Genomic DNA, 17,944 nt, shown 5'->3' with positions numbered 1-17,944 from the left:
GGCCCCGGCCTGTCGTTCGGCGCCTTCCCCGGCGGCCGGCCGCCCCCTACGAGGTACGTGCCCCGCAGCCCGTCAGGCGCGGTCGTGGAGAGTAGCCGGTGCCGGTGCCGACCTCCAGCACGGACATGCCGGGCCGGACCCGTAGCTCCTCCAGCATCCGGACCACCAGACCGGGCAGCGTCGAGGACGACGTGGGCACCTGCGCCAGCCGGCCCTCGACCTGCCGGGGCACCACGCGTCCGGCGAGCCGCGTCACCAACGTGTCGTCCTCGTACACGCGGCCGATCAGCTCGGGCGACGCCTCCAGCGACACCGGTCGATACCACCCGTCGCCGTCGTACTCGAACCAGCCGCCCCGCAGAAACGCCTCACGCGGGACAGCCAGCACCGCCGCCTCCCACTCGGCGCTCAGGACCACCCCCGCCTCCTTGAGCCGTGCGGCCGGCCCCACCCGCAGCGCTGCGGACTCGTTCACTCGGACACTCCGTTCTCCACCGGACCACTGAAGCAGTCCACGGGTTCATACGTGAGGTTTTGGTACATCGCGAAAACCCCTTGCTCAATGGTCAAGAAGTGTTGACCATTAGGCCATGCCTCCCGATGACGGACCTCCCGAGACCTTCCGTGTCACCACTGACGAGCAGCTACGCGCCGTGTCCAGCCTCACGCGTCACCGGATCATGGCCGTGCTGCGCTTCGAGCCCGCGACGATCACGCAGATCGCCGACCGCGTGGGGCTCGCGAAGGGAAGTTCCAGCTACCACGTACGGCTGCTGGAGCGGGCCGGCCTGGTGAAGGTGGTCCGGACGCGGAAGGTCCGGGGGGTCACCGAGCGGTACTACGCGATGGCCGCGCGGTCCATCGTGCTGCCGGACCCGGGCGAGGGAGGTCCGGACGTGCTGATGCGGCACGCGGTGGCGGACCTGGAGGCGGCGCCGGCGGACGGCGAGCGGCATGTGGGGATGGCCCATCTGCGGCTCACCGAGGAGCAGTTCGCGGAGCTGGGGGCGCGGCTCCAGGCGCTGGCGGACGAATACCGGGAGTTGTCCGATCCCTCACTGCCGGACGCGTCGCTCGTCTTCGCGCTGTTCCACCCGGCAACCCGCCATCAGCAGGCCAAGGGGGACGCCAAGTGAGCCTGACAGAAAGCAAGTTGCCGACCGGTTTCGGACGACTGTGGACCGCGCAGACGGTGTCCTCGCTCGGTGACGGCGTGTCGCACGCCGCGCTGCCACTGCTCGCGCTGGCGTTGACGCGGGACCCGATGGCGCTCGCCGTCGTCACGGCCGCCGGGACCCTGCCGTGGCTGCTCTTCGGGGTGCTCGGCGGTGCGCTGGTGGACCGCTGGGACCGCCGGCGCACGATGTGGGTGACGGACGCGGCGCGTGCGGTGCTGCTCGCGATACCGGCGGGCGCGGCCGCGCTCGACGTGCTGAGCATTCCGCTGCTCGCGGCCGTCGCCTTCCTGCTCGGCCTCGGCGGACTCTTCTTCGACACGGCCGCGACGGCTTATCTGCCGGATCTGCTCGGCCGTGACCCCGTACTCCTGGAGCGCGCCAACTCCCGTCTGCGCGGCGCCCAGACCGCCGCGTCCGGCTTCGCGGGGCCACCTGCGGGCAGTGCCCTGCTCGCGCTCGGGCGGGCGGTCCCGCTGCTCGCCGACGCGGTGTCGTTCGCGCTCTGCGCACTGCTCGTCCGGTCGCTGCCCGCCGCGCCCCGTCCCGTACCGCAGGCCCGTGAGTCGCTGCTGCGGCAGGCGCGGGCCGGTGCCTCGTACGTGTTCCGGGACCGGCTGCTGCTCGGACTCGCGCTGCGCCCGGCGGTCGGGAACATCGCCTTCCTCGCCGTGGAGACCGTCCTCGCCCTCTTCGCGCACGACCGTCTCGGCATCGGCACCTTCGGCTTCGGCCTGCTCCTCACGGCGGAGGCCACCGGCGGTCTGCTCGGCGCGGGCATCGCCTCCTTCCTCGGCCGGGTACTCGGCACCGGCGCCGCGCTCACCTGCACGGCGGCGGTCGAGGGGCTCGCCGTCCTGGGCCTCGCCGCCGCCCCCGACCCGTACGTCGCGGGCCTCGCGCTCGCGGTCTGCGGAGCGGGCATGGGCGCCACGATGGTGCTCGCCCCTTCGCTGCGGCAGGCGATCGTCCCCGCCCACCTGATGGGCCGGGTCGCCTCCACCTCCCGCATGCTCGCCATGTGCGCCGCCCCGTTCGGCGCCTTCCTCGGCGGCTGGCTGGCCACCGCCTACGACGTACGCACCCCGCTGTACGCCGCCGCCGGTCTGCTCCTCACCATGACCGCCGTCACGTCGACCATGACCAGCAACCGGAAGGTGGAAGCGGCGCTGCGGGCCGCCGCCCCGGCCGGTGAACCCCGCCACCCGGAGGAGTCCGGGGATGCCGTTCAGGAGGGTGCCGTTCAGGGCTCCGCGGGGTCGTTGGCCTGAGCCGCGCACGCACGCACGCGTACGGCGGCCGGACCCCGTGAGGGAGCCCGGCCGCCGTGGTCACCGCATCTCGTTGTTCACCGCACCCGACCGGGTCAGGTGCTCAGCCGCACTGTCCCGCCGGGCGGTCCCGCTTGACGAGGTTGGTGTAGCCGGTGGTGCCGTCGATCCACAGGACCGTGCGGCCCTCGTCGGCGGCGGCGTACACCTGGTCGCCCCGGTCGCAGGAGACGCGCTGCGCGCCGCCCTTGCCGTCGGGGGCCACCTGGTACAGCTTCGGCAGCGTCGCGTTGGTGCCGTCCGAGACCAGCGGCAGGGTCATGATCGTGACCGCGTCGTCCGAGGCCGTCAGCGTGTACGCGTCCAGGGAGCCGGCGCCGGACTCGGGGACGACGGTGACCGGGTCCGAGCCGTCGAGGGCGGCGCGGCGGACGGCGGCCTGACCGGTGTCGGCGGCGTCGTCGTCCTCGATCCAGAAGACGCCGTCATCGGTGAGCGCGGTCTGTCCGACACCGGCCGTGGCAGTCGGGTCGACCGGCATGAGCGTGGTGGCGGCGGTCGCGGGGTCGAGGACCTCCACGCCGAGCTTGTAGCCGTCCGCCTCGGGCCACAGCTTGGCGTAGGCGATCTTCCCGTCACGGACCGAGGGCAGGGCCGTCGACATGACCGGCAGGCCCTTGTCGACCAGGCCGGTGGCGCCGGTCTTCAGGTTGATGTAGCCGACGTGCTGAGAGCCCATGTACGGGTCGGTCGTCGTGTAGACGACGAGGTCGCCGTCCACGTTCAGCGAGGACACGTTCGTGCCGGAGGCGCCGACGACCTTGTCGAGCCCGCCGGTGAGCGGGCGCGCGTGGAACAGGATGGACGAGTTCGTGTACTCGGCCCAGACGACGGTCTTGCCATCGGTGTCGGCGTACACGTTGTAGTCGCCGTTGTTGGCGCTCATCAGCTTGGGCGCGCCCTTGCCGGTGGTGTTGCCGACCCACACCGAGTACGGCTCGCTGCCGTCCTCGTTCGAGCGGGAGACGGCGTACTTGCCGCCGCCCGCGCCGACTCCGGTGCCGGAGACGTTGACCTTCGAGAGGATCGTGTCGGCGTCGACGCCGAGCGCCTTCTCCCAGCCCGGGGTGATGCCGTGCGCGTCGAACGACCGCTTGACGACCTTGAGTTGCGCGTTGGTGACGCCCAGCTCCTGGGCGGCGGCGATGACGGCGGCGCGGCCCTCGGTGAAGCCGTCGAGCGGCGTCATGTACGCGGACAGCGCGCGGTAGACGATCTTGTCGGCGAGTTCGGCGCCGAGGTCCTCGCGCAGGTCCCACAGGGCGCCGGAGAAGATCGTGGAGTTGGCGTGCACCCCGCCGTTGTCACCGCGGAAGGAGACGCCGACGAAGTCCTTGGAGGTGGTGTGCCCGTCGTTCAGGTCGCGCAGCGCGCACTCACGCGAAGGGAGGTCGGTGCACAGGTCCTCGCCGAGCAGCGAGGCGTCCGGGTCCGACATCGGGACGTGGTTGGCGGTCACGTCGATGGCGTTGCCGAAGTAGTCGGCGATGGCCTCGTTCATGGCGCCGGACTGGCCCGCGTAGACCAGGTTGGCGGTGTGCTCGACGACTCCGTGGGTCATCTCGTGGCCGACCACGTCGGTGTCCGCGGAGAACGTGCGGTACCCGTCGCCGCCCTGGCCGTACACCATCTTGCTGCCGTCCCAGAAGGCGTTGTTGTACGGCTGACCGCCGTTGACCACGCCGACCAGGGACTGGATGAAGCCGTTCTTGCCGTCCAGGCCGTCCCGGCCGAAGTTCTTCTTGTAGAAGTCGTAGACCTGACCGGCGGCCCAATGGGCGTCCACCGCACCGGAGTCGGTGAAGTCGGCGCCGAGGTCGGGGGTGGCCGACTGGAAGGTCTTGACGCCGCTGGGCCACGTGCCGGACGCGCTGGCGACCTCGCGGCCGCGCGCGTCGTAGGTGGCGATCATCTCCCCGTCGTACGGGGAGGACGCGGGCCGCTTGCTGTAGTCGATCGTCTGGTAGGCGCCGTCGGCGCCCTGGTACAGGTTGACCTCGGTCTTCTCGCCGTTGTAGCGGGTGCCGGTGCCCTTGACGACGAGCTGCGAGGCGGCAGCGGTGGCGTCGGGCGCGGCCGTCTCGCCGGTGGCCGTGGCGCCACCGGCGGCCCCCGTCGCGCCGAAGGTCTGGATGGCGCTGTACTGGAGGACCGGGAAGCCGGAGTGCGCGTCGACGTACACCTCCTGCCGCACCGGGCTGCCGTCCGCCGCGTCGGTCCCGGTGACCGTGATGTGCCGGGTCAGCACGCCCTCGCCCTGCGGGAGGATCGTGACGCCCGAGGACTTCCCGGCCAGCGGGGCCGCGCCGGGCTTCCCGCCCTTGGCCGGAGCGCCCTTGGCCGGGGCCTTCAGCGGGCCCGCGCCGAGCTGTGCGGTGACCGCGCCGACGGCCCGCTCGACCGCCGTCTTCTCGGAGACCTCCGGAGTGACCGTGCCGAGCTTCAGCTTGGTGAAGTAGTTGCCGGAGGTGCCGGTGACCGCGCGCCTGCCGTCCTTCTTCGTCATCCGGACGACGTACTGCCCGCCGAGGACCGGGACGCCCTGGTACTTCTGCTGGAGGCGGACCGTCTCCTCGCCGCCCTTGCCGGTGTCGGTGCCGAGCGAGGTGAGGTCCTTCGCCGAGGTGTCCGCGATGTGGTAGCGGCTCTTCTTCGCCTTGAGGTGGCCGCGCGCCGCGTCGGCGGCGTCGGCGGTGGCGGAGACGTCCTCGTGCAGACCGGTCACGAGCGACGGGGTGTCCGTCTCCGCGCCCGTGGTGGCGCCGGAGGCGGCCGAGGTGGTGGACGTGACGGTGCCGGACCCGGCGGCCGTCGTGGTGGTGCCGGTGTCCGCCTGCGCGGACGGCATTGCGGTGACCAGGAGGCCCGCGGCGGCCAGCAGCGCCGCCACGCCCTGGCCGAGGGCTATGCCGCCCGCCCGCTTGCCCGCGCCCCTCCCCGCACTGTTCCCGGTTCTCTTCCCTGCACTGGCCGATCTCCTGCGCGTCGCACTCCGCACGGTGCCCCTCCGATGTCACTGCTGGGTGAACGGATTCCGGATGCGGACATGCAAGTACCTGAGCGGGCATGTGAACAATGCGTTCCAGGTGCCGACTTGTGTACGTGGACACTTGTGTGGGCTGCGGGACTTGGCCAGAATCGCCAGGTGGGGTGGGGTGAACTGGACGCGCGGTGGCACGCTCTCGGGCTCGGGGCCGACGAACTCCGGGTGTACGAGGCGCTGCTCGACGCACCCGCACACCCCACGCGCACCGCCCTGGCCCGCGCCCTCGGGCTGACCGCGCGCCGGGTCGCCGCCGCGCTCGGCCGGCTCGCCGAGCACGGCTTCGTCCAGCCCGCGCGGGGGCCCGGACTGCCGGCCGCCGTCGCCCCGGCGACCGCGCTGCGCAATGTCATCCACCTCCATCAGGCACAACTACTGCGCCGTTCCGCCGAGTTGGAGGAACTCACCGGTTCCGTCGACCGGATCGCCGCGCAACTGCTGAGCACCGCGCACGACACCCGGGCCTTCGGCATCGAGACCGTCCACGGCAGCCGGGCCATCGCCGAGCGCGCCGCCTCCCTGCTGGTGTCGGCCAACGAGGAGGTGGCGCTGTTCGACCGGCCGCCGTACGCGGCGAGCCAGCCGGACGGGATGCCCGCCCCGCTGGACGTCACCGAACCCGTGCGGCGCGGGGTACGGGTGCGGGTGGCCGTGGACCGGGAGGGGCTGAGCTTCCCGGGCCGCGCCCGGGGCCTGAACGAACTGACGGCGCAGGGCGTGCAGATCCGGGTGGGTACGGATCTGCCCACGAAACTGATCACCGTGGACCGGCGGGTGACGCTGCTGCCGCCGAGCGACGCGGCGGACCCGACGGCCTCGGCCCTCGTGGTGAGCGACTCGCTGCTGAGCCACGCCCTCGTACCGCTGTTCGAGGCGGTGTGGGACCGGGCGGCGCCGATCGGGGCGGCCTCGCAGGGCCAGGTCACGGACGCCGACCGGGAGTTGCTGACGATGCTCTCGTCCGGGCTGAAGGACGAGGCCATCGCCCGCCGCCTCGACGTCCACGTGCACACGGTGCGGCGCCGCATCAGCAGGCTGATGCTGGAGCTGAACGCGGAGACCCGGTTCCAGGCGGGCGTACAGGCCGCGTTGCGGGGCTGGTTGACGGGGTGAGGGCCCGGGCGCGGCTACGACACGCCGGCGGGAGCGCGTGCGACAACGGACGGCAGGGGGCGGACGGCCGACGCGGACGGCAAGGTCCGGACGGCCGACGCGGACGGCCGACGCGGACGGCGGACGCGGACGGCGGACGCCGCCCCGAGGGAGCTGATCCGTCCGCCCGTCTCCCTACGCGCCCGCGCCCGCGCCCTTGCCCCCGCCCTTCCGCTCCGCGAGCGTGTGCGCGACCACCGCGTTGGCATGCCCGTGGCCCAACCCGTGCTCGGCCTTCAGCCAGGCGACGAGCTCCATGTGCTTCGTGAGCGGCGAGGAGCGGACGAGCCCCTTCCACTCCTCGACCGGCCTCCCGTACTTCTTCTCGATGGCGGGGAAGTAACTGGCGGGGCCCTTGGTGGCGTTGGCGGTGATGCTCATGGTGACGTGTCCTTGCCGGTCGCTGCCTACTGGTAGTACTACGACCGGAGCGGGGCGGGAAGGTCATCGGTGGACGCCGACCCGGCCGCGGCCCCGACGCCGTGGCGCGGCCCCCGGGGGGCGACAGGACGTCAGCCCTTCTGATAGCGGGTGGCCAGGCCGGTGCTCTGCCCGCCGAAGGCGGCGAGGTCGGCGGTGAAGACGTCGTCGAGGAGCTGGTGGTCCTCGACGCCGGGGGCGCTGACGGTCTCGCCGAGTTCGATGCCGCGCAGGGCCCCGGTGACGACGTCGGCGGCGCTCATGCGCGGGACGGAGCTGAGGTCCAGGCCCTGCACGGAGTGGAACTCGGTGGCGACGACGCCGGGGCACACCACGTGGACCCGCACGCCGGAGTCCTCGACCTCGGCGGCCAGGGTCTGCGTCATGGCGACCAGATAGGCCAGGGCACCGGCGTAGACGGCGCGCCGCGGCATCTGGGACTTGTCGGCGGGGCCGGAGAAGGCGATCATCCCGGCGACGTTGACGATCGTGCCGCTGCCGCGCCGCTGCATGCCGCCGACGGCGGAGCGCATGAGCTCGGTGGGGGCCAGGACCTTGACGCCGACCAGTTCGCGGGCCTTGTCGGCGGGCAGCTCGGCCAGCGGCATGTAGTGGGCGACACCGGCGTTGTTGACGAGGACGTCCAGCGGCTCGTCGGCGCAGTAGGACGCCACCAGGCCGATGCCCTCCTCGGTGGACAGGTCGGCGACGACCGGGCGCACCGTGACCTCGGGGTGGTCGGCGGCGAACTCGACCAGGCGGTCCTGGCGGCGGCCGACGACGATCAGGTCGTAGCCGTCGGCGGCGAGGCGTTCGGCGAAGGCCCTCCCGATGCCGGAGGTCGCGCCGGTGACGAGGGCGAGCTTGCTCATGAGGGTTCCCTTTCGGCTTTCCGGCCCTGCGACCGGACTCCGTGACGGAGACCGGCCCTGTGACCGGACTCCGTGACGGAGACCGGCCCTGTGACCGGACGGGTGCGACCGGCCTTGCGACCGGACTCCGTGATGACCGGCCTGGAGGGGTGCGGCGGCCGGGCGGCCGCCGTGTGTCACCCCGGCGTCGGCGGGCGCGGTGGATCAGTGGTGCTTCCGATCTTCGCTCCGTCCGGTGGGTCGAGCCAGTTCCCCACGCGTCCAGGGGAGTGACAGGACCCCTCTCGCGGTCGGCACCGCACAGGAGCGGACCCGCGAGGGTGAGCCCGCGGAAGTGGTCCCGCCCGGGCAGTCCGACCTGGGTGAGCCCAGCCGCTTGACGGCCCCCGCACACATCTCTAGGTTCCGGAACGACGACTGACCGACAACCGACGAAGCGCCGAACCCCGAACCCCACAAGGGGAGTTCGGCGCTTCCAGCGTGCCGAGGGAGACGGCACCACCTGACGTCGGCGGGCTTCCCCGGCCCGCCCACACCCCCCACTCAGGACTCAGGAGTACGCACATGATCCGACGCAGATCAGTCCTCACGGCGGCGACCGCGGGCGTGGTCGCGGCGCTCGCCGGGCCGGCCGTACCCGGTTCCGCGCAGCCCCTGCGGCGCGCCGGGAGAGCGGCGCCCCGTTCCGTGGCGCTGGGGACCGACAACGCCGCCGCGGCCTTCGCCGCGCTGAACAGCGCGTTCCTCGTCTCCGACGGCGAGCAGCGGTACTACAAGGAGTCCCTGGAGAAGGCGGAGAAGGACTACTTCTGGCGTCAGGCGCTGGACATCCAGGCGGTGCAGGACGTGTACGAGAGCGATCCGCGCACCGAGACGCGGGATCTGGTCGGCCGCCTCCTCGACACCTTCCTCCAGCAGAACCAGGGTTCGGGCGGGCTGTACGACTGGGGGTGGAACGACTACAACGACGACCTGCTCTGGGCCGGGCTGGCCTTCGTGCGCGGCCACGCGATCACCGGTGACCAGACCTATCTGGACCAGGCGCGGTACGCCTTCGACCGGGTCTACGACCGGGGCTGGGACGACGCGCTCGGCGGCGGTGTCTGGTGGAGCGTCGACAAGGAGGAGAAGAGCGCGCTGAGCAACAGCCCGGCGGTCATCCTCGGCTGCCTGATCTACGAGGCGAACGGCGACCGCGGGTACTTCGACAAGGCGCGGGCGATCTACGACTGGGTGTGGGGGGCGCTGCTGGACCGCTCGACCGGCGGGGTGCACGAGAACATGGCGGCCGACGGGACTCTCGCGAGCGGGCAGACCGTCTACTCGGCGGGCGCCTTCGTCGGCGCGGCCCAGGCCCTGTACCGCAGCAACGGGGTGGGGAGCATCTTCGACGACGCCAAGCGGACCGTCGACTGGGTCATCCGGGACCGCACCGTCGACGGCATCATGACGGACGGGCAGCGGGAGGGGACCTGGCAGACCGAGTTCTCGCGCGGCATGGGCGAGTTCGTCCGCGAGAACGCTCTGTGGGGCGACTACTACGACTTCATGAAGCGCAACGCCGACGCGGCGTGGAACGCGCGGCGCACCGACCTGAACCTGACGTGGAACCGCTGGGACGCGCAGACACCGCAGGACGACACCCGGGCGATCGAGGCCATCGGCTCGGTGATCATGCAGGCGGTCACCCCGGCCACCCGGCCGTGACAACGATGCCGTGACGGAGGGTGCGATGACAACGATGCCGTGACGGGGGTGCCGTGACAGCGGCCGGACGAGGGGGGCGCGCCCGGCAGCGGGCAGCGGGCAACGAGGCGGGCGGCGGGCACCCCGCCGCTCCGCAGCGGCGGGCCGGGCCGCTCCGGTGCGGTGTCCTCCGTCCCGGCCGCCGCCCGCTCACGCCTGCCGCGAGGCCAGCCGGACCACGGTGATGTCCGAGGGCGCCCCCACGCGGACCGGTGGGCCCCAGGCCCCCGCGCCCCGGGTCACGTACAGCTGGGTGTCGCCGTAGCGGTCGAGGCCCGCGACCGTCGGGTTGGACAGCTTCGCTATGAGGTTGCCGGGGAAGAGCTGCCCGCCGTGGGTGTGGCCGGAGAGCTGGAGGTCCACGCCGTGCTTCACCGCGTCGTGGATCATCACGGGCTGGTGCGCCAGCAGCACCGAGGCGCGCGAGGTGTCCCGGCCGCCCAGGGCCCTGCCGTAGTCGGGGGCGGCGTGGTGGTCCTCGCCCGAGATGTCGTTGACGCCCGCGAGGTCGAAGCCGGGCAGTTCCACGCGCGCGTTCTCCAGCGGGTGCAGGCCCAGCTCCCGGACCTTGTCGATCCACTCGTCGGCGCCCGAGTAGTACTCGTGGTTCCCGGTGACGAAGAAGCTCCCGTGCCGGGCGCGCAGTTGGTTCAGGGGTTCGGCGGCCGGCCCGAGGTCGGCCACCGAACCGTCCACGAGGTCGCCGACCACCGCGACCAGGTCCGGCTGCGTCGCGTTGATCGTGTCGACGACGCGCTGGGTGTGGGCGCGGCCGAGGATCGGGCCGAGGTGGATGTCGCTGACCACGGCGATCCGGTAGCCGTGCGCCGAGCGCGGCAGCTTCGCCAGCGGGATCGTGACGTTCTTGACGCGCGGGCCGCGCAGCACCCCGTAGGTCCCCTGCGCGACCGTCCCCACGGCGGCGGCCGCCGCCGCTCCCCCGACGATCCGCGACACGAACAGACGGCGGGAGGAGGACCGGGCGGGGACCGGGGGCGCGGAAGCGGCCCTAGTCGTGGCCGTGGCCGTCGCCTCCGGCGGTTCCGCGGCGGCCGGTCGCTGTTCCGCGCCCACGGTCACCTCGGTACGGTCCGCCTGCCGCTGCGCTCGTACACCGGTCCCGTCCTCACCCGTAAGGGTGGAGCGGCGGCGCGTCACCCGTATGAGGAGGGGGCGCAGCAGCTCTCCCACCAGGACGGCGAGGAGGAGGTAGATCGCGAGGGCCGCCCACAGGAAACCCGGCCAGGCCAGCACCTGTTGCGCCCGGAAGGGGAGGCCCGAGCGGCTGCCCGCCATCGCGGCGATCATCAGGACGGGGCCGGCCACGAAGAGCGCCGTGCCCAGCTTGCGGGCGGGTCCGGGGGCGGCTGTCGTGTCGCGTACGAGCCTGCGCCACAGGTACCAGTGCAGGGCGGCGAGCACGGCGAGCGCGACGAGCACGGCCGCCGCGAGGAGAATGACCATGCCGCGTCAACGGGCCGCCGGTGGACGGGGTTCCCGTACGGCGGCGTCCCGGACACGGCCGGACCGCCCCCGCTGCCGGGTCACACCGGGAGGTCGGCCTTCCGGAGGGCGCGCAGACCCCGGAACCCGATGGCCCCTACAACCGTCCCTAGGACAAAGGACACCACCGCGAGCAGCAGGTGGACCCAGAAGTAGGCGGTCGGGTCTCCGGCGTCGTCGAAGGCGAGACCGCTCCCGTCCTTCCAGAGATTCTTCGCGAAAGTGATCCAGATGATCCAGCTCCACACCCCGAAAGCGAGCAGGAACCAGGAGAGGGGGCGGCTGAGCTTCATGCTTCCAGTATCGCGCCGGGGTCGCGCCGCCCTTCGCGGGGGTGCGCGGGAGGCCGGGGGCGCCGGGATGACCCCCGTACCGCAGGCGGGGGCGGCGACGGCGACGCACACGCGGGCGAGTACTGCGGACGGCCCAACGATCAGGGGCTCGCAACTTGCCTCCCCCGCCACGGGATGTACGTTCCTGAGCGTGCCTGCCTCCAAAAAGCCCGCATCGGCGCGCTCCTTGACCGCCCGTGCCTCCGTGCTGTCCGTGTTGTCCGTGCTGTCGGCGACGGCGCTCTCCGTGCTTCCCGTGACCGCCGCCACCAGCGCCTTCGCGGACGAGGGTCCGCAGAAGCCGAAGGTTCCCCGCCCTCCGGCGTCGATGTCCGACGTGGGAGGGGCGCGGCTGGCCCGCCCCGGCACCCAGGTGGACCGGAAGGCGGGGGCGCCCGCGCTGCCGAAGAAGGTGTCCGCGCGTTCCTGGCTGGTGGCCGACGCCGAGTCCGGGCAGATCCTCGCGGCCCACAACCCGCACTGGCGGCTCGCCCCGGCCAGCACCCTGAAGATGCTCTTCGCGGACACCCTGCTGCCGAAGTTCCCGAAGGACCAGGTGCACCGGGTCAGCCTGAACGACCTCGCGGGCATCGGCGCCGGGTCCAGTCTGGTCGGCATCAAGGAGGACCTGCCCTACTCGGTGCACGATCTGTGGCTCGGCGTGTTCCTGCGCTCGGGCAACGACGCGGTGCACGTCCTGTCCTCGATGAACCACGGGGTCGACGCGACCGTCAAGGACATGCAGGCGCACGCGGACGACCTCCAGGCCGAGGACACGCACGTCGTCACCCCGGACGGGTACGACGCGAAGGGCCAGGTGTCGAGCGCGTACGACCTGACGCTGTTCGCCCGCAACGGCCTGAAGAAGAAGGACTTCCGGGAGTACTGCTCGACCGCCTACGCCGAGTTCCCCGGGCTGTACGCGAAGAGCAAGAAGGACAAGGACGACGAGGGCGCTCAGGAGACCCCCGCCGACACCGGTGCCGACACCGGGCAGGCCGGGTCGGGGCAGTCGGGTGCCAAGGCCTCCACGGACACCCGCAAGCGCGAGCACTTCGGCATCCAGAACACCAACCGCCTGCTGACCGGCGCCCCCGGGCTCGACAAGTACCCGGGCATCGCGGGCGTCAAGAACGGCAACACGACCAACGCGGGCGCGACCTACACGGGGCTCGCCGAACACGACGGCCGCCAGCTCCTGGTCACCGTCATGCACCCGGAGCCGGACGAGCCGCAGGCCGTCTACAAGGAGGCCGGGCGCCTGCTCGACTGGGGGTTCGAGGCCGACGGAAAGGTCACGCCGGTCGGTGAGCTGGTCGCCCCGCGCAGCGTCCTCGCCGAGCAGGCGAAGGCCCGCGCGAAGCAGGAGGGCGGCTCGCACGGCGGCGACACCAAGGCGGGCGGCGCGGGCCAGGCCTCCGCCTCCGGCCCCACCGAGGGCTCCGGCGGCCTGGGCACGGCCCTCGCGATCACCGGCGGCACGCTCGTCGTGCTCGGCGGCGTCGTGTACGTCGTACGGCGCCGGCGTCCGCTCCCGGGCGGGGGCGGCGGACAGGACTGAGGCCCCGGCCGGGATACCGGCTGAGGCACCGGCGGCGCGCGGCGGACGGCTCCCTTCCCGGGGGCGTCCGCCGCGCTCAGTCCTCCCCGGCGGCGCCCCGCTTCGCGCTCGCCGCACGGGTCGCGCCGTTCGCCTCCCAGGACGCGACGGGGCCGAGGGGACGCGTGGCCGGGCCGACTGGAGGCACAACGGACTCCTCCGCTCCCTCCGGCACCTCCGGGGTCTTCTCGACCGGCCCGACCGGCCCGTCCGGCCCGTCCGGCCCGTCCTCCCCGAGCGGGTCGCCCTGCGCCCACTCCTCCTTCATCTCCCGCGTGTGCTTGGTCGCCGACCAGGCCGCGCAGTACAGCAGCAGTTTCGCGGTGAAGTTGATCCACAGGAGCAGGGCGACGGGGACGCCGAAGGCCCCGTACGTGTTCTTCGCGGCGACACCGCTGATGTAGCCGCCGATCAGCAGTTTCAGCAGTTCGAAACCGATCGAGCCGATGGCGGAGGCGAAGACCAGCGAACGCCGGTCCGGGTGCACGCCGGGCAGCAGGCTCAGGACGTACAGGAGCAGCAGGAAGTCGGCGAGGACGGCGACCGCGAAGGCCAGGACCCGCAGGAGGACGCCCCCGGCCGCGCTCTCCTCGATGCCGAGCTGCCGGGCGCTCCAGCCGATCGCCGTGGACGAGAGCGTGGAGGCGACGGCCGAGAGCAGTCCGGCCCCGCCGAGCCCCACGAGGACCCCCGCGTCCTTGACCTTGCGCAGCAGCGGGTTGCCCTCGTCCTCCGGGACCTCCCACACCACGCGCAGGCACTCGCGCATCGAGCCGACCCAGTTGATCCCGGTGAACAGCAGCAGCGCACCGGCGACGATCCCGACCGTGCCCGCGTTGTCGACGAGCCCCTGGAGGTCGAGCTGGTCGGCGATGCCGGGGATCTGCTCCTTGACCCGGTCCTGGAGGTCGGCGACCTCGTCCGGCCCCGCCGTGCCCGCGACGAGCGCGGCGGCCACCGAGATGAGCGGGAAGACCGCGAGGAAGCTCGTGAAGGTCATCGCGGCGGCCAGCCGCGTCCACTTCACCGCGTCGAGCCGTTCGTACGAGCGGTAGACGTGGGTCCGCATCGCGCGGGCGATGTACGGCCCGACGCCGGGAAGTCTGGTGAGGAAGTCCATGCCGTGTCCGCCCTCCGGGGGAGCGCCGTTCTTCGGGTACCCCGGAAAAGGGGCACGGCCGCCAGGTTCACGCCGTCATCTGCCCACGACCCCGGCACGGCACTCCGGCACGCCGTCGCGCGCGCGAGCGATGGGCCGATCCGGTGAGTTTTCCGTCGGTTTGGGCGTATTCGACTGGTGTGCGGCGATACGGTCGCCGTCAGGTTCCCTGCCCCCTCTCCCTCTGGAGGAGCCCGGCCCATGAAGGACGCGATCGGACCGCCCCGCTCCCTGTTGATCCTGGGCGGCACCTCGGAGCTGGGTCTCGCCACGGCCCGGCGGATGATCGGCCGCCGCACCCGCACGGTGTGGCTGGCCGGCCGGCTCTCCCCCGCGCTGGACTCGGCGGCCCGCGAGCTGCGCGCGCTGGGCGCGGAGGTGCGCACCGTCGCCTTCGACGCGCTGGACCCCGAAGGGCACGAGGAGGCCCTCGGCAAGGTGTTCGCGGAGGGGCCCGTGGACCTCGTCCTGCTGGCCTTCGGGGTGGCCGGCGACCAGCTCAACGACGAGGCCGACCCGCCGGCCGCCGTCCGCGTCGCGCAGACCAACTACACGGGCGCGGTCTCGGCGGGCCTGGTGTGCGGGATGGCGCTCCAGGCGCAGGGGCACGGCACGCTCGTCGTGCTGTCCTCGGTGGCCGGGGAGCGGGCCCGCAGGTCCGACTTCATCTACGGCTCCTCGAAGGCGGGCCTCGACTCCTTCGCGCAGGGCCTGGGCGACGCGCTGTACGGGACCGGGGTGCGGGTCATGGTCGTACGGCCGGGCCCGGTGCGTTCGCGCAAGGCGGTGGAACCGGACGAGGGGCTGCTCTCCACGACCCCGGAGGCCGTGGCCGAGGCCGTCGAGTCCGGGCTGCGGCGCGGCGCGGAGACGGTGTGGGTGCCCGGACTGCTGCGCGTCGTCATGGCGGGGGTGCGCCTCGTACCGCGCGCCCTGTTCCGCCGCCTGCCGCTGTGACCTGACGCGAGGCCCCGGGGCGGCGGATGCCCGGCCCCGGGGGTCAGCTGATGGGGTGGCTGCCCTCGCTCGTGGGCACCCCGGCCTGCGCGGGCACGCCGGTGGCGCCGAAGAAGAAGGTGCGCAGCTGCCGCCACACCCCGTCGGCGCCCTGTTCGTACAGGCCGAAGCCGGTGCAGTCCCAGGCGGCCGAGTAGTCCGACAGCTCCTCGAAGGCCCGGTCCATCGCGTCCTCCGCGATGCCGTGGGCGACGGTGACGTGCGGGTGGTACGGGAACTGGAGTTCCCTGGCGATCGGTCCGGAGGCGTCCCTGACCTGCTTCTGGAGCCAGGTGCAGGCGTCCGCGCCCTCGACGACGCGGACGTAGACGACCGGGGAGAGGGGCCGGAAGGTGCCGGTGCCGGACAGCCGCATCGGGAAGGCGCGCCCGGCCGCGGCGACCTCCGCGAGGTGCGTCTCGACGGCGGGCAGCACGTCGGTCTCCGCCTCGGTCGGCGGGAGCAGCGTGACGTGCGTGGGGATGCCGTGCGCAGCGGGATCACCGAAGTCCGCGCGCAGCCGCTGGAGCCGGCTGCCGTAAGGCTCCGGGACCGCGATCGAAACGCCGAGCGTTACGGTCCCCACGTCCTACTCCGATCTCTTCGGTTCAGTCCTGCGGTCCTTCGCCGGGCCGCCGGGGCTGTGTCCCCGTCCCGATGTCCCTGTGCTCCCGCTGTACGGCCAGTGTCGCGCTCGGGGCCGCGCACGGCCAAGCCCCACGGTGTGTGCCTGGTGTCACGCGCGGCCCGTGCGCCGTACGCGCCGAGCGCGTGAGCCGTGCGCGGGGCGGGCGCCCGCCGGCCGCTCACCGGGGGGCCCGCCCGGGGCGCGGCCCGGCTCAGCGCTTGGCGGGGAGGAACCCCACCTTGTCGTACACCTGGGCGAGGGTCTCGGCGGCGACGGTGCGCGCCTTCTCCGCGCCCTTGGCCAGGATCGAGTCCAGCGTCTCGGGGTCGTCCAGATATTCCTGGGTGCGGGCCCGGAACGGGGTGACGAAGTCCACGACGACCTCGGCGAGGTCCGTCTTGAGGGCGCCGTACATCTTGCCGTCGTACTTCTGCTCCAGCTCGGCGATGCTCGCGCCGGTCAGGTTGGAGTAGATGCCGAGCAGGTTGCTGACGCCGGGCTTGCCCACCGGGTCGTAGCGCACGACGGTGTCGGTGTCGGTGACGGCGCTCTTCACCTTCTTGGCGGTGACCTTCGGCTCGTCCATGAGGTTGATCAGGCCCTTGACCGAGGAGGCCGACTTGCTCATCTTGTTCGCCGGTTCCTGGAGGTCGTAGATCTTCGCGGTCTCCTTCAGGATGTACGCGTCCGGGACCGTGAAGGTCTCGCCGTACCGCCCGTTGAAACGCTCCGCGAGGTCCCGGGTCAGCTCGATGTGCTGGCGCTGGTCCTCGCCGACCGGGACCTGATGGGCCTGGTAGAGGAGGATGTCGGCGACCTGGAGCACGGGGTAGGTGAAGAGGCCGACCGAGGTGCCCTCGGTGCCCTGCTTCGCCGACTTGTCCTTGAACTGCGTCATCCGGGCCGCCTCGCCGAAGCCGGTGAGGCAGTTCATGACCCAGCCCAGTTCGGCGTGCTCGGGCACGTGGCTCTGCACGAACAGGGTGCAGCGCTCGGGGTCCAGGCCGGCGCCCAGGATCTGCGCGGCGGCGAGCCGGGTGTTGGCACGCAGGTCGGCGGGGGCCTGCGGCACGGTGATCGCGTGCAGGTCGGCCAGCATGTAGAAGGCGTCGTGCGTGTCCTGGAGTGCCACCCACTGGCGGACCGCACCGAGGTAGTTGCCGAGGTGGAACGAGCCCGCGCTGGGCTGGATTCCGGAGAGCACACGAGAACGTTCAGAGGCCATGGGGCCCATTCTCTCAGGTGCCTCTCACGGTCCGGGGACAGGTGCCGTGCACACTTCAGGCGCGTTTCGGCGGCCCCGTCCGGCGGGTCGTCCGCGCGCCCGGGCGGTCGCGCGCGAGGTGCGGCCGGTCCCCCGGTACCGTCCGGGGCATGGACGAGAGCGGGAAGCGGGCCGCCGGGCCCGCCGGTACGGAACAAGCGGAACGAGCAGGGCAAGCCGAACAGCTGGTGTACGTCGGCAAGGCGGGCAAGGACGCGGCGCTGGACCGGGGGTGGCTGCTGGGCCACTTCAAGCCCGAGGGCGATCCCCGGCACAGCGAGGCCGTGGAGATCAAGTGGGGCGTGCACCCGCCGGGCGAGACCCGGGCCGAGTGGGTGCACGGGGAGGTCAGGGAGGCGCTGCTCGTCCTGATCAGCGGCCGTTTCCGGGTCGAGCTGCCGGGCCGCAGCGTGCTCCTGGAGGAACAGGGCGACTACGTGGTGTGGGGCAGGGGCGTGGACCACTCGTGGACGGCGGAGGAGGAGTCCGTCGTCCTGACCGTGCGCTGGCCCTCGGTGCCGGGGTACGCGGTCGAGCGGGGCTGAGGCGAGGGGCGGGGCGGGGGCGGTTCGCGGGGCGTCCGTCCGTCCGGATACGGGAGCGTCCGTCCGTCCGGATACGGGAGCGGCCGTCCGTCCGGCCTCGCCCACGCACGGTCCGTGTCCGGGCGCGCCCACGCACGGGGGGTTTCTTCGTCGGCGGGGCGCGCGACGATACAACGAG

16 protein-coding genes are annotated in these 17,944 nt (G+C 72.6%); 7 read left to right on the top strand and 9 right to left on the bottom strand.

Going from position 1 to position 17,944, the window contains the following annotated elements:
- Positions 1–46 precede the first annotated feature (46 nt).
- Positions 47–475: a hypothetical protein gene (locus AB0J21_RS19320; protein ID WP_363147183.1), complete on the bottom strand. Its 429-nt coding sequence runs from the start codon at positions 473–475 to the stop codon at positions 47–49.
- A 115-nt stretch (positions 476–590) separates the two neighbouring features.
- Here AB0J21_RS19320 and AB0J21_RS19315 point away from each other — a divergent pair, with 115 nt between their 5' ends.
- Together AB0J21_RS19315 and AB0J21_RS19310 are read left to right on the top strand one after the other, a co-directional pair.
- Entirely contained in the window at positions 591–1,136 is a 546-nt protein-coding gene (locus AB0J21_RS19315) for a winged helix-turn-helix domain-containing protein (RefSeq protein WP_363147182.1), read from the top strand.
- 17 nt (positions 1,137–1,153) lie between these two features.
- Complete coding sequence (locus AB0J21_RS19310) at positions 1,154–2,446, top strand: MFS transporter (RefSeq protein WP_363147249.1); 1,293 nt, start codon at positions 1,154–1,156, stop codon at positions 2,444–2,446.
- Between the two features lie 103 nt (positions 2,447–2,549).
- Here AB0J21_RS19310 and AB0J21_RS19305 read toward each other — a convergent pair whose 3' ends face one another.
- A complete protein-coding gene (locus tag AB0J21_RS19305; protein ID WP_363147181.1) occupies positions 2,550–5,504 on the bottom strand; it encodes a M4 family metallopeptidase in 2,955 nt (984 codons plus the stop codon).
- Between the two features lie 147 nt (positions 5,505–5,651).
- On the opposite strand from AB0J21_RS19305, the gene AB0J21_RS19300 reads away from it, so the two are divergent.
- A complete protein-coding gene (locus tag AB0J21_RS19300) occupies positions 5,652–6,662 on the top strand; it encodes a LuxR family transcriptional regulator (protein WP_363147180.1) in 1,011 nt (336 codons plus the stop codon).
- 174 nt (positions 6,663–6,836) lie between these two features.
- Here the strand turns inward: AB0J21_RS19300 and AB0J21_RS19295 are convergent, their stop codons facing one another.
- Together AB0J21_RS19295 and AB0J21_RS19290 are read right to left on the bottom strand one after the other, a co-directional pair.
- On the bottom strand, positions 6,837–7,076 hold the full coding sequence (locus AB0J21_RS19295; protein WP_363147248.1) for a DUF4287 domain-containing protein: 240 nt from the start codon (positions 7,074–7,076) through the stop codon (positions 6,837–6,839).
- Between the two features lie 137 nt (positions 7,077–7,213).
- Positions 7,214–7,993, bottom strand: coding sequence for an SDR family NAD(P)-dependent oxidoreductase (locus AB0J21_RS19290; protein WP_363147179.1), 780 nt, complete (start codon positions 7,991–7,993; stop codon positions 7,214–7,216).
- 564 nt (positions 7,994–8,557) lie between these two features.
- Between AB0J21_RS19290 and AB0J21_RS19285 the strand changes: the two genes are divergently transcribed.
- Positions 8,558–9,700 carry a glycoside hydrolase family 76 protein gene (locus AB0J21_RS19285; RefSeq protein WP_363147178.1) on the top strand — a complete coding sequence of 381 codons (1,143 nt, stop codon included), beginning with the start codon at positions 8,558–8,560 and terminating at the stop codon, positions 9,698–9,700.
- A gap of 189 nt (positions 9,701–9,889) precedes the next feature.
- On the opposite strand, the gene AB0J21_RS19280 is transcribed toward AB0J21_RS19285, so the two are convergent.
- Together AB0J21_RS19280 and AB0J21_RS19275 are read right to left on the bottom strand one after the other, a co-directional pair.
- Positions 9,890–11,203, bottom strand: a complete 1,314-nt coding sequence (locus AB0J21_RS19280) for a metallophosphoesterase (RefSeq protein WP_363147177.1) — start codon at positions 11,201–11,203, stop codon at positions 9,890–9,892.
- Between the two features lie 80 nt (positions 11,204–11,283).
- Positions 11,284–11,535 carry a hypothetical protein gene (locus AB0J21_RS19275; protein WP_363147176.1) on the bottom strand — a complete coding sequence of 84 codons (252 nt, stop codon included), beginning with the start codon at positions 11,533–11,535 and terminating at the stop codon, positions 11,284–11,286.
- A gap of 244 nt (positions 11,536–11,779) precedes the next feature.
- Between AB0J21_RS19275 and AB0J21_RS19270 the strand changes: the two genes are divergently transcribed.
- Complete coding sequence (locus tag AB0J21_RS19270) at positions 11,780–13,135, top strand: D-alanyl-D-alanine carboxypeptidase (RefSeq protein ID WP_363147247.1); 1,356 nt, start codon at positions 11,780–11,782, stop codon at positions 13,133–13,135.
- 76 nt (positions 13,136–13,211) lie between these two features.
- On the opposite strand, the gene AB0J21_RS19265 is transcribed toward AB0J21_RS19270, so the two are convergent.
- Entirely contained in the window at positions 13,212–14,294 is a 1,083-nt protein-coding gene (locus tag AB0J21_RS19265) for a YihY/virulence factor BrkB family protein (RefSeq protein ID WP_363147175.1), read from the bottom strand.
- 240 nt (positions 14,295–14,534) lie between these two features.
- Here AB0J21_RS19265 and AB0J21_RS19260 point away from each other — a divergent pair, with 240 nt between their 5' ends.
- Entirely contained in the window at positions 14,535–15,290 is a 756-nt protein-coding gene (locus tag AB0J21_RS19260; protein ID WP_363147174.1) for a decaprenylphospho-beta-D-erythro-pentofuranosid-2-ulose 2-reductase, read from the top strand.
- A gap of 43 nt (positions 15,291–15,333) precedes the next feature.
- Here AB0J21_RS19260 and AB0J21_RS19255 read toward each other — a convergent pair whose 3' ends face one another.
- Both AB0J21_RS19255 and trpS read right to left on the bottom strand, forming a co-directional pair.
- A complete protein-coding gene (locus AB0J21_RS19255; RefSeq protein ID WP_363147173.1) occupies positions 15,334–15,915 on the bottom strand; it encodes a 2'-5' RNA ligase family protein in 582 nt (193 codons plus the stop codon).
- Between the two features lie 253 nt (positions 15,916–16,168).
- Entirely contained in the window at positions 16,169–17,182 is a 1,014-nt protein-coding gene (gene trpS, locus AB0J21_RS19250; protein ID WP_363147172.1) for a tryptophan--tRNA ligase, read from the bottom strand.
- A gap of 149 nt (positions 17,183–17,331) precedes the next feature.
- Here trpS and AB0J21_RS19245 point away from each other — a divergent pair, with 149 nt between their 5' ends.
- Entirely contained in the window at positions 17,332–17,766 is a 435-nt protein-coding gene (locus AB0J21_RS19245; RefSeq protein WP_363147171.1) for a signal peptidase I, read from the top strand.
- Positions 17,767–17,944 lie beyond the last annotated feature (178 nt).

The sequence above is a fragment of the Streptomyces sp. NPDC049954 genome (assembly GCF_040656295.1).
Taxonomy (GTDB): Bacteria; Actinomycetota; Actinomycetes; order Streptomycetales; family Streptomycetaceae; genus Streptomyces.
Note: the sequence above shows the minus strand (reverse complement) of the source record. Positions and strands in the feature narration are given on the sequence as shown.

Coding starts and splice junctions, on each gene's coding strand:
- AB0J21_RS19285 (WP_363147178.1), top strand. CDS start 8,558: ATGATCCGACGCAGATCAGTCCTCACGGCGGCGACCGCGGGCGTGGTC.
- AB0J21_RS19280 (WP_363147177.1), bottom strand. CDS start 11,203: ATGGTCATTCTCCTCGCGGCGGCCGTGCTCGTCGCGCTCGCCGTGCTC.
- AB0J21_RS19290 (WP_363147179.1), bottom strand. CDS start 7,993: ATGAGCAAGCTCGCCCTCGTCACCGGCGCGACCTCCGGCATCGGGAGG.
- AB0J21_RS19245 (WP_363147171.1), top strand. CDS start 17,332: ATGGACGAGAGCGGGAAGCGGGCCGCCGGGCCCGCCGGTACGGAACAA.
- AB0J21_RS19260 (WP_363147174.1), top strand. CDS start 14,535: ATGAAGGACGCGATCGGACCGCCCCGCTCCCTGTTGATCCTGGGCGGC.
- AB0J21_RS19275 (WP_363147176.1), bottom strand. CDS start 11,535: ATGAAGCTCAGCCGCCCCCTCTCCTGGTTCCTGCTCGCTTTCGGGGTG.
- AB0J21_RS19265 (WP_363147175.1), bottom strand. CDS start 14,294: ATGGACTTCCTCACCAGACTTCCCGGCGTCGGGCCGTACATCGCCCGC.
- trpS (WP_363147172.1), bottom strand. CDS start 17,182: ATGGCCTCTGAACGTTCTCGTGTGCTCTCCGGAATCCAGCCCAGCGCG.
- AB0J21_RS19315 (WP_363147182.1), top strand. CDS start 591: ATGCCTCCCGATGACGGACCTCCCGAGACCTTCCGTGTCACCACTGAC.